This window comes from Janibacter sp. UYMM211, assembly GCF_040547045.1.
Classification (GTDB): domain Bacteria; phylum Actinomycetota; class Actinomycetes; order Actinomycetales; family Dermatophilaceae; genus Marihabitans; species Marihabitans melonis.
On sequence record NZ_JBEPOY010000001.1, the window covers coordinates 864,797 to 878,772 of the forward strand.

Genomic DNA, 13,976 nt, shown 5'->3' on the forward strand with positions numbered 1-13,976 from the left:
TGCTACCCGTCACTCGCCGCGGGTCTTCTTGATGATCTCCTCGGCGACGGCCTTGGGGACCTCCGCGTAGGAGTCGAACTCCATGGAGAAGTTCGCCCGGCCCTGCGTCTTGGAGCGCAGGTCGCCGACGTAGCCGAACATCTCCGACAGCGGGACGAGACCGCGGACGATCTTCGCGCCCGAGATGTCCTCCATGCCCTGGATCTGGCCACGGCGGGAGTTGATGTCGCCGATGACGTCGCCCATGTAGTCCTCGGGCGTGCGCACCTCGACGGCCATCATCGGCTCGAGCAGGACCGGGTCGGCCTTGCGGACGGCCTCCTTGAGGACCATCGAGCCGGCGATCTTGAACGCCATCTCCGAGGAGTCGACGTCGTGGTAGGCGCCGTCGAGCAGCGTGGCCTTGATGCCGACGAGCGGGTAGCCCGCGAGCACGCCGTACTGCATGGCGTCCTGGATGCCGTTGTCGACGCTGGGGATGTACTCCTTGGGCACGCGACCACCGGTGACGGCGTTCTTGAACTCGTAGAGCTCGCCCTCAGTCGTGTCGAGCGGCTCGATGGTCACCTGGACCTTCGCGAACTGGCCCGAGCCACCGGTCTGCTTCTTGTGCGTGTAGTCGTACTTCTCGACCGCGCGACGGATGGTCTCGCGGTAGGCGACCTGCGGCTTGCCGACGTTCGCCTCGACCTTGAACTCGCGCTTCATGCGGTCGACGAGGATGTCGAGGTGGAGCTCGCCCATGCCCGCGATGATCGTCTGACCGGTCTCCTCGTCGAGCGAGACCTGGAAGGTCGGGTCCTCCTCGGCGAGCTTCTGGATCGCGGTGCCCAGCTTCTCCTGGTCGCTCTTCGTCTTGGGCTCGATGGCGACCTGGATGACCGGCTCGGGGAAGGTCATCGACTCGAGGACGACGGGGTTGTCGACGTCGCTCAGGGTGTCACCGGTCGTCGTGCTCTTGAGACCGATGGCGGCGTAGATGTGGCCCGCCATCGCCTCGTCGACCGGGTTCTCCTTGTTGGCGTGCATCTGGAAGAGCTTGCCGATGCGCTCCTTCTTGCCCTTGGTCGAGTTGATGACCCCGGTGCCGGAGGAGATGTGCCCGGAGTAGACCCGGATGAAGGTGAGCGTGCCGAAGAAGGGGTGCGACGCGACCTTGAAGGCGAGCGCCGAGAAGGGCTCGTCCTTGCTCGGCTTGCGCACGACCTCGACGTCCTCCTTGCCCATGGCGTGACCGTGCATGGGGGGCACGTCCAGCGGGCTGGGGAGGTAGTCCTTGACGGCGTCGAGGACCGGCTGCACACCGCGGTTCTTGAAGGCGGAGCCGCAGAAGATCGGGTAGAGCTGCGAGGTGATCGTCAGCTGGCGGATGCCGGCCTTGAGCTCCTCGACGGTGAGCTCCTCGCCACCGAGGTACTTCTCCATGAGCTCGTCGTCGGCCTCGGCGACGCGCTCGACGAGGTGGTTGCGGTACTCCTCGGCCTTCTCGAGCAGGTCCGCGGGGATCTCCTGGACCTCGTAGGCCGCGCCCATGGTCACGTCGCCCTTGGCGTCGCCGGGCCACACGAGAGCGCGCATGTAGATGAGGTCGACGACACCGACGAAGTCGTTCTCGGCACCGATGGGGAGCTGCATGACGAGCGGCTCCGCGCCGAGGCGGTCCTTGATGGTGTCGACGGTGAAGTAGAAGTCGGCGCCCAGCTTGTCCATCTTGTTGACGAAGGCGATGCGGGGGACGTCGTACTTGTCCGCCTGGCGCCAGACCGTCTCGGACTGGGGCTCGACACCCTCCTTGCCGTCGAAGACGGCGACGGCGCCGTCGAGGACGCGCAGCGAGCGCTCGACCTCGACGGTGAAGTCGACGTGCCCGGGGGTGTCGATGATGTTGATCTGGGTGCCCTCCCAGAACGAGGTGACCGCGGCGGACGTGATCGTGATGCCGCGCTCCTTCTCCTGCTCCATCCAGTCGGTGGTGCTCGCACCGTCGTGGGTCTCACCGATCTTGTGGTTGACACCGGTGTAGAAGAGGATGCGCTCAGTCGTCGTCGTCTTGCCGGCGTCGATGTGCGCCATGATGCCGATGTTGCGGACCTTGTTCAGATCCGTCAGGACGTCCTGTGCCACGTATGTCTCTCTCGCTCGTGCGGGGGGTCAAGCTCTGGGGTGGGCCGGTCGGCCCGGAGGCGAAGGGGGACCGGTCCGGTCCCCCTTCGCAGGGGCGCTGATTACCAGCGGTAGTGCGCGAAGGCCTTGTTCGACTCGGCCATCTTGTGGGTGTCCTCGCGACGCTTCACCGCGGCGCCGAGACCGTTGCTCGCGTCGAGGATCTCGTTCATGAGGCGGTCGGTCATCGTCTTCTCGCGACGCTGACGGGCGTAGCCGACGAGCCAGCGCAGCGACAGGGTCGTCGCGCGGTTCGGCTTGACCTCGATCGGGACCTGGTAGGTCGCACCGCCGACGCGGCGGGACTTGACCTCGAGGCTCGGCTTGACGTTGTCGAGAGCGCGCTTGAGCGTCTGGACGGGGTCGGTGCCGGTCTTCTCACGCACGCCCTCGAGCGCGTCGTACACGATCGACTCGGCGATGGACTTCTTGCCGTCGAGGAGGATCTTGTTGACGAGCTGGGTGACGAGCGGGCTGCTGTAGACCGGGTCGATGACCAGGGGGCGCTTCGGGGCGGGACCCTTGCGAGGCATTACTTCTTCTCCTTCTTGGCGCCGTAGCGGCTACGAGCCTGCTGGCGACCCTTGACACCCTGGGTGTCGAGGGAGCCGCGGACGATCTTGTAGCGGACACCGGGGAGGTCCTTCACACGGCCGCCACGCACGAGCACGATCGAGTGCTCCTGGAGGTTGTGACCGACGCCCGGGATGTAGGCGGTGACCTCGATGCCGGACGTGAGGCGCACGCGGGCGACCTTACGAAGGGCGGAGTTCGGCTTCTTGGGGGTGGTGGTGTACACGCGCGTGCACACACCACGGCGCTGCGGCGAGCCCTTGAGGGCAGGCGTGGTCGTCTTCGTGACCTTGTCCTGCCGGCCCTTGCGCACCAGCTGGTTGATGGTAGGCAACCTGATGTCTCCGTACGGGTTGATGTTCTTGCGTGGGCGGCCGGGGCCACGTCACGCTCCTTGGACTACCGCCCAGCCCCCGAGGTCGGGAGTGTCGAGCGGTGCTCTCCCCTGCACTCCCCGGCGGCTCACCTGCGAGCAGGAGGCCGTGCGAGGCGCCCGGCGAGAGGGGTGGTGCGGTCCGGGTCTGAGGACCTTCGCCGCACCGGCGGTGGCACCTGCCACCTCACGGCGGCGCATGCACACGAAGACCCACGATACCGGCGGGGTGCACACCGTCACAAATCGCCCCGTCGAGGTCCCCCGCGGACGCGCCTGCTCGTGCTAGCCCTCGATGCGCTCGAAGGCCGGGGCGTACCGGAAGGCGCCGGCCATCTCGGGTCGCCAGGCCCGCAGCGGCTTGGCCTGGAAGTAGGCGTCGCGCCAGGGCCCGGGCGAGGTGATGCCCAGCGTGCTCGCCGGCACGAAGCCGAAGTAGCCGTAGTAGGCCGGGTCGCCGAGCAGGACGACGACGGCGTCGCCGCGCTGGTCGGCGGTGGCGACGACCGCGCTCATGAGCGTGCCGCCGATGCCGCGGCGCTGGAGGTCGGGGCGCACGCTGATCGGGCCCAGACCGATCGCGCGCTGCTCGCCGAGTGTGCCCCACGAGCAGGCGACGTGCCCGACGAGCTCGGCGTCGACCTCGGCGACGACGGTCAGCTCGGGCACGAGGTCCCCGTCGGCGGCGAGCTCGCGCAGCAGCCGGCGCTCGACGCTCTCCTCCCCCACCGCGACGAAGGCGGCGTCGGTGAGGGCGCCGATCGCGTCGTCGTCGCCGGGCGTCGCCTGGCGCAGCACGAGCCGGTCGCGCAGGGCACGCTGGTCGAGGGTCATCGGGTGTACCTGTCTGTGATCCATGCGGAGTTGCCCGTGAGGAAGGCGAGGACGAAGAAGGCGGCGATGAGGCCGAGGGCGACGGCGAGGATCGTCGCGCTGCTGCGGTCGCGCCGCACGAGCACGCTCACGGCCGCCACGCCGAGGGCCAGCCCGAGCAGCTTGGAGATGCCACCGGGCTTGAGGAGCAGGACGAGCGCCCCCACCGCGAGGACGGCGCCGAGAGCCCATCGGGCGGCGCTGGCGCGCACGCTCATCGCCACCTCCTCGCGCCTGCGCTCGTCGACCACGCCCTCATCCTCGCCCGCGGCGCTCCCCCGGCGCCACCCGGCTCCCCCGCGCGCCACCCGGGGACGCCGCAGGGCGCGTGCCGGGCGGTGAGCCCGGGCACGCGCCCTGCGCGGTCGCGGTGGCGATCAGCCCTTGGCGGCAGCCTTGAGGGCGGAGCCGGCCGAGAGCTTGGCGGCGTAGCCACCGGGGATGGTCATCTCGGCGCCGGTCTGCGGGTTGCGGCCCTTGCGCTCGGCGCGCTCGACGCGCTCGAGGCTGAAGAAGCCGGGGACCGTGACCTTCTCGCCCTTGGCGACCTGCGTGGAGAGGACCTCCTGCAGGGCGGTGATGACCTCTGCCGCCGAGGAGGCGGAGACGCCGGCCTTCTCGGCGACGGCGCTGGCGAGCTCGGACTTGTTCATGTGGGATCTCCCGTTCTGTGCGGTGGTGCGTCGCGAACCCTCTTACTCCACCACGTCGGTGCGGGTTTGGCGAACCAGCACGCAGGGCGTGTCCCCCCATTTCTCGGGCTTCTGCTCCCCCGGAGGGTCTGCGGACGACGAAGGGGGACCCCCCGCGACGTGCGCGGGAGGTCCCCCTTCGAGGCGACGCGGTGACTCAGAGGCGGTCGAGACCGAGCTCTGCGTCGTCGAGGCGGACGGCCTCGCCGCTGCCCGGGCCGAAGACCGGGTAGGCGTACTCGTCGTAGCTCGGCAGCGTGTACATCGCCGCGCGGGCCTCCTCGGTCGGCTCCACCGTCGTGTTGTTGTAGCGGGCCAGGCCCGTACCGGCGGGGATGAGCTTGCCGAGGATGACGTTCTCCTTGAGGCCGAGCAGCGGGTCGCTCTTGCCCTCCATCGCGGCCTCGGTGAGGACGCGGGTCGTCTCCTGGAAGGAGGCGGCGGAGAGCCAGGAGTCGGTCGCGAGCGAGGCCTTGGTGATGCCCATGAGCTCGGGACGACCCGCGGCGGGACGACCGCCCTCGGCGACGGTGCGGCGGTTGGCCTCCTCGAAGCGGGCGCGCTCGGCGAGCATGCCCGGGAGCAGACCCGTCTCGCCCGACTCGAGGACGGTGATCCGACGCAGCATCTGGCGCACGATGACCTCGATGTGCTTGTCGTGGATCGACACGCCCTGCTGGCGGTAGACGTGCTGCACCTCGTCGACGAGGTGCTTCTGCGTCGCCCGCGGGCCGAGGATGCGCAGGACCTGCTTCGGGTCGATCGCACCGACGACGAGCTGGGTGCCCACCTCGACGTGCTGGCCGTCCTCGACGAGCAGGCGCGCGCGCTTGCTCACCGGGTAGGCGTGCTCCTCGCCGTCGGCGTCCGTCGTGAGCAGCAGACGGCGTGCCTTGTCGGTGTCCTCGATCGTGATGCGGCCGTTGGCCTCCGCGATCGGGGCGACACCCTTGGGCGTGCGTGCCTCGAAGAGCTCGACGACGCGCGGCAGACCCTGCGTGATGTCGTCACCGGCCACACCACCGGTGTGGAAGGTGCGCATCGTCAGCTGGGTGCCGGGCTCGCCGATCGACTGCGCCGCGATGATGCCGACGGCCTCGCCGATGTCGACGAGCTGACCGGTGGCCAGCGAGCGGCCGTAGCACTTCGCGCACGTGCCGACCTTCGACTCGCAGGTGAGGACCGAGCGGACCTTCACCTCGTCGACGCCGGCCTCGTAGAGCTGGCCGATGACGACGTCGCCGAGGTCGGAGCCCGCGGCGGCCAGGACGGAGCCGTCCTCGCCGGTGACCTCGCTGGCCAGGCAGCGGGCGTACGCGGTGAACTCGACGTCGTCGTGCAGCCGGCGGGTGCCGGTGGTCTCGTCGTACGCGGCGACGAGCATCGGCAGGCCGCGCTCGGTGCCGCAGTCGTCCTCGCGGACGATGACGTCCTGGGAGACGTCGACGAGACGACGGGTGAGGTAGCCCGAGTCGGCCGTCCGCAGCGCGGTGTCGGCCAGACCCTTGCGGGCGCCGTGCGTGGAGATGAAGAACTCGACGACCGACAGACCCTCACGGAAGTTCGTGCGGATCGGGCGGGGGATGATCTCGCCCTTCGGGTTGGCCATGAGGCCACGCATGCCGGCGATCTGGCGCAGCTGGAACCAGTTACCACGGGCGCCCGAGCTCACCATGCGGTAGATCGGGTTGTCCTTGGGGAAGTTCTGCTGCATCTCCGCCGCGACCTCGTTGGTCGCCTGCGTCCAGATCTCGATGAGCTCCTGACGGCGCTCGTCGTCGGTGATGAGACCGCGCTCGTACTGCGTCTGGACCTTCGTCGCCTTCGTCTCGTAGCCCTCGAGGATCTCGGGCTTGCGCGACGGGGTGACGACGTCGCTCAGCGCGACCGTCGTGCCGGAGCGGGAGGCCCAGTAGTAGCCGGCCTCCTTGAGCGCGTCGAGGGACGCCGCGACCTGACCCTTGGAGTAGCGCTCGGCGAGGTCGTTGACGATCGTCGACAGGCGCTTCTTGTCGACCGGCTCGTCGACGAAGGGGTAGTGCACCGGCAGCGCCTCGTTGAAGAGGGCGCGACCCAGGGTGGTCGGGGCGGTCCAGACGGCGACCGCGCCGTCCTCGTCGCGCTCGACGCCCTCGGGCAGCTCGGCGGTGAGCGGCGGCACGACGTCACCGAGGCGGACCCGGATCGGCGTGCCGACCTGGATCTGACCGGCGTCGTAGGCCATCCGCGCCTCGGCGACCGTCGAGAAGGAGCGCAGCGGCGCCTCCTCGTCCTCGACCGCGAGGGCGGAGGTGAGGTGGAAGAGGCCGATGATCATGTCCTGGGTGGGCATGGTCACGGGACGGCCGTCCGCCGGCTTGAGGATGTTGTTCGAGGACAGCATGAGGATGCGGGCCTCGGCCTGGGCCTCCGCGGAGAGCGGGAGGTGCACGGCCATCTGGTCACCGTCGAAGTCCGCGTTGAAGGCGGTGCAGACGAGCGGGTGGATCTGGATGGCCTTGCCCTCGACGAGCTGCGGCTCGAAGGCCTGGATGCCCAGACGGTGCAGCGTGGGCGCACGGTTGAGCAGCACGGGGTGCTCGGTGATGACCTCTTCGAGGACGTCCCACACGACCGAGCGCTGACGCTCGACCATCCGCTTGGCGGACTTGATGTTCTGCGCGTGGTCGAGGTCGACGAGCCGCTTCATGACGAAGGGCTTGAAGAGCTCGAGCGCCATGACCTTCGGCAGACCGCACTGGTGGAGCTTGAGCTGCGGGCCGACGACGATGACCGAACGGGCCGAGTAGTCGACGCGCTTGCCGAGCAGGTTCTGACGGAAGCGCCCCTGCTTGCCCTTGAGCATGTCGGAGAGCGACTTCAGCGGCCGGTTGCCCGGGCCGGTGACGGCGCGACCGCGACGGCCGTTGTCGAAGAGGTTGTCGACGGCCTCCTGCAGCATCCGCTTCTCGTTGTTGACGATGATCTCGGGCGCGCCGAGGTCGAGCAGTCGCTTGAGGCGGTTGTTGCGGTTGATGACCCGGCGGTACAGGTCGTTGAGGTCCGAGGTCGCGAAGCGACCGCCGTCGAGCTGGACCATCGGGCGCAGGTCCGGGGGGATGACCGGGACCACGTCGAGGACCATGCCGGCCGGCTCGTTGTCGGTGATGAGGAAGGCCGTGACGACCTTGAGGCGCTTGAGGGCGCGGGTCTTCTTCTGGCCCTTGCCGGTCGCGATGATCTCGCGCAGCGCGAGCTGCTCGGCCTGCAGGTCGAAGGTCTCGAGACGCTTCTGGATCGCCGCGGCGCCCATCCCGCCCTCGAAGAACATGCCGAAGCGGTCACGCATCTCGCGGTAGAGGACCTCGTCGCCCTCGAGGTCCTGGACCTTGAGGTTCTTGAAGCGGTCCCAGACCTGGTTGAGACGCTCGATCTGCTGGTCGGCGCGCTTGCGGATCTGGTTCATCTCGCGCTCGGCCGAGTCGCGGACCTTGCGCTTCGCGTCGGACTTGGCACCCTCGGCCTCGAGGGCCGCGATGTCCTGCTCGAGCTTCTTGGCCCGGGCGTCGACGTCGGCGTCGCGACGGTTCTCCATCGCCTTGCGCTCGGTCTCGATGCCGGCCTCGAGCGAGGGCAGCTGCTCGTGGCGGGCGTCCTCGTCGACGCTGGTGATCATGTAGGCCGCGAAGTAGATGACCTTCTCGAGGTCCTTCGGGGCGAGGTCGAGGAGGTACCCGAGACGGCTCGGGACGCCCTTGAAGTACCAGATGTGGGTGACGGGGGCGGCGAGCTCGATGTGGCCCATCCGCTCACGGCGCACACCGGCGCGGGTCACCTCGACGCCGCAGCGCTCGCAGATGATGCCCTTGAAGCGGACGCGCTTGTACTTGCCGCAGGAGCACTCCCAGTCCCGGGTGGGTCCGAAGATGCGCTCGCAGAACAGACCCTCCTTCTCGGGCTTGAGGGTGCGGTAGTTGATGGTCTCCGGCTTCTTGACCTCGCCGTGGCTCCAGGTACGGATGTCGTTGGCGCTGGCGAGGCCGATGCGCAGCTCGTCGAAGAAGTTGACGTCGAGCACGTGTGTCCTTCTCTCGTCTCTCTCGATGGTGGTGTCGAGAAGTCGTGTGGGTCGTAGAGGTCTGTGGGGGTGGTGGGGCCGTCCGGCCGGCCGAAGGGGTGAGATCTCACCCCTTCGGCCGATCGGCTCAGACCTCTTCGACCGAGGCGGGCTCGCGGCGGGACAGGTCGATCCCGAGCTCCTCGGCAGCGCGGAAGACGTCGTCCTCGGAGTCGCGCATCTCGATGGTGCCGCCCTCGGAGTTGAGCACCTCGACGTTGAGGCAGAGGGACTGCATCTCCTTGATGAGCACCTTGAAGGACTCGGGGATGCCCGGCTCGGGGATGTTGTCCCCCTTGACGATGGCCTCGTAGACCTTCACGCGGCCGTTGACGTCGTCGGACTTGATGGTGAGCAGCTCCTGCAGCGCGTAGGAGGCGCCGTAGGCCTCGAGGGCCCACACCTCCATCTCGCCGAAGCGCTGGCCACCGAACTGGGCCTTACCACCGAGCGGCTGCTGGGTGATCATCGAGTACGGACCCGTGCTGCGCGCGTGGATCTTGTCGTCCACGAGGTGGTGCAGCTTGAGGATGTACATGTAGCCCACGGACACCGGGTCCGGGTACGGCTCGCCGGAGCGACCGTCGAACAGGCTCGCCTTGCCGCTGGAGTCGATGAGGCGCACGCCGTCACGGGTGGGCCGCGTCGAGTCGAGCAGACCGCGGATCTCGTCCTCGCCCGCACCGTCGAAGACGGGGCTGGCGACACGGGTGTTCGGCTCGGCCGCTCGCGCGTCCTGCGGGATCATCCGGGCCCAGTCGGGGTTGCCCTCGATCTCCCAGCCGCGGCTGGCCGCCCAGCCGAGGTGCAGCTCGAGGATCTGGCCGATGTTCATACGACCGGGCACGCCGAGCGGGTTGAGCACGACGTCCACGGGGGTGCCGTCCTCGAGGAAGGGCATGTCCTCGACCGGGAGGATCTTGGAGATGACGCCCTTGTTGCCGTGGCGACCGGCGAGCTTGTCGCCGTCGGTGATCTTGCGCTTGTTCGCCACGTAGACCCGCACGAGCTGGTTGACGCCCGGGGGGAGCTCGTCGCCCTCGTCCTTGTCGAAGACCTTGACGCCGATGACCGTGCCGGTCTCGCCGTGGGGGACCTTCATCGAGGTGTCGCGGACCTCGCGCGCCTTCTCGCCGAAGATCGCGCGGAGCAGGCGCTCCTCCGGGGTGAGCTCGGTCTCGCCCTTCGGCGTGACCTTGCCGACGAGCAGGTCGCCGTCGCGGACCTCGGCGCCGATGCGGATGATGCCGCGCTCGTCGAGGTCGGCGAGGACCTCCTCGGAGACGTTCGGGATGTCCCGGGTGATCTCCTCGGGGCCGAGCTTGGTGTCGCGCGCGTCGACCTCGTGCTCCTCGATGTGGATCGAGGACAGGACGTCGTCCTGCACGAGACGCTGGCTGAGGATGATCGCGTCCTCGTAGTTGTAGCCCTCCCAGGGCATGAAGGCCACGAGCAGGTTGCGACCCAGCGCCATCTCGCCGCCGTCGGTCGCGGGACCGTCGGCGATGAGCTGGCCGGCCTCGACGCGGTCGCCCTCGGCGACCATGACGCGCTGGTTGTAGCTGTTGCCCTGGTTGGAGCGGGAGAACTTCATGATCTTGTACGAGCGGCTGCCGCCCTCGTCGTGGGTGACGGTCACGAGGTCGGCGGAGACCTCGGTGACGACACCGGCCTTCTCGGAGCGCACGACGTCACCGGAGTCGAGCGCCGCCCGGTACTCCATGCCGGTGCCGACGAAGGGGGCCTCGGCCCGCACGAGCGGGACGGCCTGACGCTGCATGTTGGCGCCCATGAGCGCGCGGTTCGCGTCGTCGTGCTCGAGGAAGGGGATCATCGCGGTGGCCGCAGAGACCATCTGGCGCGGGGAGACGTCCATGTAGTCGACGTCCTCGGCCGGGATCTGGTCGACCTCGCCGCCCTTGGTGCGGGCGAGGACGCGGTCACCGACGAAGCGGCCCTTGTCGTCGAGCTCGGCGTTGGCCTGGGCGACGACGAACTTGTCCTCCTCGTCCGCGGAGATGTAGACGACGTCGTCGGAGACGACCCCGTCCTCGACCTTGCGGTACGGCGTCTCGATGAAGCCGAAGGAGTTGATCCGCCCGTAGCTGGCGAGCGAGCCGATGAGACCGATGTTCGGGCCCTCAGGGGTCTCGATCGGGCACATGCGGCCGTAGTGCGACGGGTGGACGTCACGGACCTCCATCTGGGCGCGGTCACGCGAGATGCCGCCGGGGCCCAGCGCCGAGAGGCGACGCTTGTGCGTCAGGCCCGACAGCGGGTTGTTCTGGTCCATGAACTGCGAGAGCTGGCTGGTCCCGAAGAACTCCTTGATCGACGCCACGACGGGGCGGATGTTGATCAGGGTCTGCGGGGTGATCGCCTCGACGTCCTGGGTCGTCATGCGCTCGCGCACGACGCGCTCCATCCGGGACAGGCCGGTGCGGACCTGGTTCTGGATGAGCTCGCCGACGCTGCGGACGCGACGGTTGCCGAAGTGGTCGATGTCGTCGGTCTCGACGGGGACCTCGACGGCCTCGCCGTTGCGCGTCCCGGGCAGGGTCGCGGAGCCGGCGTGGAGGGCGACGAGGTACTTGAGCGTCGCGACGATGTCGTCGAGCGTGAGGACCGAGGCGTCCAGACCGACCTCGACACCCAGCTTGCGGTTCATCTTGTAGCGACCGACCTTGGCCAGGTCGTAGCGCTTGCCGTTGAAGTAGAGGTTGTCCAGGAGGTTCTGGGCGGCCTCACGGGTCGGCGGCTCGCCCGGGCGCAGCTTGCGGTAGAGGTCGAGCAGCGCCTGGTCCTGGCTCTCGAGGTGGTCCTTCTCGAGGGTGAGGTTCATCGACTCGTACTGGCCGAACTCCTCGCGGATCTCGGCCTCGCTCATCCCGAGCGCCTTGAGCAGGGTGGTCACCGGCTGCTTGCGCTTGCGGTCGACGCGCACGCCGACCATGTCGCGCTTGTCGATCTCGAACTCGAGCCACGCACCGCGGCTGGGGATGACCTTCGCCGAGTAGATGTCCTTGTCGGAGGTCTTGTCGGCGCTGCGCTCGAAGTACACGCCGGGGCTGCGCACGAGCTGGGAGACGACGACACGCTCGGTGCCGTTGATGATGAAGGTGCCGCGGTCGGTCATGAGCGGGAAGTCGCCCATGAAGACGGTCTGGCTCTTGATCTCGCCGGTCTCGGCGTTCATGAACTCCGCGGTGACGAAGAGCGGCGCCGAGTAGGTCTGGTCGCGCTCCTTGCAGTCGTCCGTGGAGTACTTGGGGTCCTCGAAGCGACCCTCCGAGAAGGAGAGGGACATCGAGCCGGAGAAGTCCTCGATCGGGGAGATCTCCTCGAAGATCTCGTCGAGGCCGGACTTGCGTGACAGCTCACCGCGCCCGGACGCCTCAGATGCGGCGACCCGCTCCTGCCAGCGCTGGTTGCCCAGCAGCCAGTCGAAGCTCTCGGTCTGCAGGGCGAGGAGGTCGGGGACCTCCAGGGGCTCGCGAATCTTCGCGAAGGACAGACGGCCAGAAGCCGTCCGAGCGGTGGACATCGGGGAAGCGGTGCGCGAGGCAGCCAAGGATGGGTCCTTCCACGGGCCGTGTTGGTCGGGCGGCGCGGGTCCCCGTCGACCCGTCCTTCGGCTCGTCGTCGTCACCCACAGCGGTGGGAGCGAAGGACGTGCGAGCTGGGGACGGAGGAGAAAGGGCAGCGCAAACGGCTACGTTAGTCGATAAAGGGCATGACTGTCCAGCCCGGTCAAGTGCGACGACCTGACGGTGGTCTCGCGCTCTCCTGACGTGAGCCAGGCCGTGGCGAAGCGACGCCATGATGGTGCGCCATCGCCCACGGCGACGTCAAGGCAGCAGCCCCGCGTGTCCGGGGTTCGGCTCCCCTAGGGTGACGGCCATGTCCCGCTTCTCGCCGCGTCGCACGATCCGCCAGGGTCTGGCCGCGACGCTCGCGGCCCAGGCGACCACCGTCGCGGCCCTGCTCTTCGTCGACTCGCGGCGCAAGCGCGACCGCCCCTCGCGCCGTCTGCCCCGCGTCGAGCCGCACGACGTGCCGGTGCCCGGCGGCGACCTGCGGATCTACACCTCCGGCGAGTCCCTCTTCGACGACATGCTCGCCGACATCGACGCCGCGACGCACCGCGTCTTCTTCGAGTCCTACATCTGGAAGGGCGACGAGATCGGGCACGCCTTCCGCGACGCCCTCGTGCGCGCCCACGAGCGGGGTGTCGAGGTCTTCGTCGCCTTCGACGAGTTCGCCAACCTCGTCGTGCCCCGGTCCTTCTTCGCCGGCCTGCCCGACGGCATCCACGTCAAGCGCCACCCCCTGCTCGGCCGCTTCCCCTTCGTCACCCCGCGCCAGAGCGGGCGCAACCACCGCAAGCTCCTCGTCGTCGACTCCCGCGCCGCCTACCTCGGCGGCTACAACGTCGGCAGCCTCTACGCCGACCGCTGGCGGGACACGCACGCGCGGGTGAGCGGCGAGATGGTCGTCGAGCTGGCGAACGCCTTCGTCGACTACTGGAACGTCGCCCCGGGGCGCTGCTCGCCGCACCTGGAGCACCCCGACTCGCGCACCTGGTCGACCACCATGCGCGTGCACCGCAACATCCCGACCGACATGGTCTACCCGATCCGCAACATGTACCTCGAGGCGATCGACCGGGCCGACGAGCGGATCCTGCTCACCGCGGCGTACTTCATCCCCGACGACGTGCTCACCCGTGCCCTCGTCGAGGCCGCCCGCCGCGGGGTCGACGTGCGCATCCTCGTGCCGCACTTCAGCAACCACGTCGTCGCCGACTGGCTGAGCCGGCGCAGCTACACCGAGCTGCTGAGCGGGGGCGTGCGGATCCTGCGCTACGAGAACGCCATGGTCCACGCGAAGACCGCGACGATCGACGGGCGGTGGACGACGCTCGGCACGGCGAACATCGACCGGCTGAGCCTGGCCGGCAACTACGAGATCAACCTCGAGATCCTCGACGCCGACGTCGCCGCGCAGATGGAGGAGGTCTTCGCCGCCGACGCCCTCAACAGCACCGAGATCACCCTCGCGCAGTGGGTCGAGCGCCCCTTCGTCTCCCGCCTCGCCGAGGGTCTGCTCTCCCCCTACCGCCCCCTCCTGTAGCCCTGAGGCCCGGGCGGCGCCCTCCGAGGCTCGTGCGTCGCACCTGAGGACAGGCGAAGGGCGGGCCGCACCG

9 protein-coding genes are annotated in these 13,976 nt (G+C 68.8%); 1 reads left to right on the forward strand and 8 read right to left on the reverse strand.

The annotated features are described in order from the left end of the window. Positions 1-9: 9 nt before the first annotated feature. The 8 genes from fusA to rpoB all read right to left on the reverse strand — a co-directional run bounded on the left by fusA (position 10) and on the right by rpoB (position 12,341). Positions 10-2,124: an elongation factor G gene (gene fusA, locus ABIB53_RS03975; RefSeq protein WP_251720641.1), complete on the reverse strand. Its 2,115-nt coding sequence runs from the start codon at positions 2,122-2,124 to the stop codon at positions 10-12. A gap of 101 nt (positions 2,125-2,225) precedes the next feature. After that, positions 2,226-2,696 (reverse strand): 30S ribosomal protein S7, encoded by a 471-nt coding sequence (gene rpsG, locus ABIB53_RS03980; RefSeq protein ID WP_123092238.1) that lies wholly within the window; start codon positions 2,694-2,696, stop codon positions 2,226-2,228. Continuing rightward, positions 2,696-3,070 carry a 30S ribosomal protein S12 gene (gene rpsL, locus ABIB53_RS03985; RefSeq protein ID WP_068277083.1) on the reverse strand — a complete coding sequence of 125 codons (375 nt, stop codon included), beginning with the start codon at positions 3,068-3,070 and terminating at the stop codon, positions 2,696-2,698. The genes rpsG and rpsL overlap by 1 nt, the downstream gene beginning before the upstream one ends. Before the next feature lie 324 nt (positions 3,071-3,394). After that, on the reverse strand, positions 3,395-3,943 hold the full coding sequence (locus ABIB53_RS03990; protein WP_354587196.1) for a GNAT family N-acetyltransferase: 549 nt from the start codon (positions 3,941-3,943) through the stop codon (positions 3,395-3,397). Continuing rightward, the gene (locus ABIB53_RS03995) at positions 3,940-4,233 is read right to left on the reverse strand and encodes a hypothetical protein (RefSeq protein WP_354587197.1); all 294 of its coding nucleotides are present in this window, start codon (positions 4,231-4,233) and stop codon (positions 3,940-3,942) included. Before ABIB53_RS03995 ends, ABIB53_RS03990 begins: the two co-directional genes overlap by 4 nt. Positions 4,234-4,359: 126 nt before the next feature. Next, positions 4,360-4,635 carry an HU family DNA-binding protein gene (locus ABIB53_RS04000; protein ID WP_068277078.1) on the reverse strand — a complete coding sequence of 92 codons (276 nt, stop codon included), beginning with the start codon at positions 4,633-4,635 and terminating at the stop codon, positions 4,360-4,362. A gap of 196 nt (positions 4,636-4,831) precedes the next feature. Then, positions 4,832-8,731 (reverse strand): DNA-directed RNA polymerase subunit beta', encoded by a 3,900-nt coding sequence (locus tag ABIB53_RS04005; RefSeq protein WP_123092239.1) that lies wholly within the window; start codon positions 8,729-8,731, stop codon positions 4,832-4,834. A gap of 127 nt (positions 8,732-8,858) precedes the next feature. Continuing rightward, positions 8,859-12,341 carry a DNA-directed RNA polymerase subunit beta gene (gene rpoB, locus ABIB53_RS04010; RefSeq protein ID WP_123092240.1) on the reverse strand — a complete coding sequence of 1,161 codons (3,483 nt, stop codon included), beginning with the start codon at positions 12,339-12,341 and terminating at the stop codon, positions 8,859-8,861. 329 nt (positions 12,342-12,670) lie between these two features. On the opposite strand from rpoB, the gene ABIB53_RS04015 reads away from it, so the two are divergent. Further along, positions 12,671-13,903 (forward strand): phospholipase D-like domain-containing protein, encoded by a 1,233-nt coding sequence (locus ABIB53_RS04015; protein WP_123092241.1) that lies wholly within the window; start codon positions 12,671-12,673, stop codon positions 13,901-13,903. The last annotated feature ends 73 nt before the right edge of the window (positions 13,904-13,976 follow it).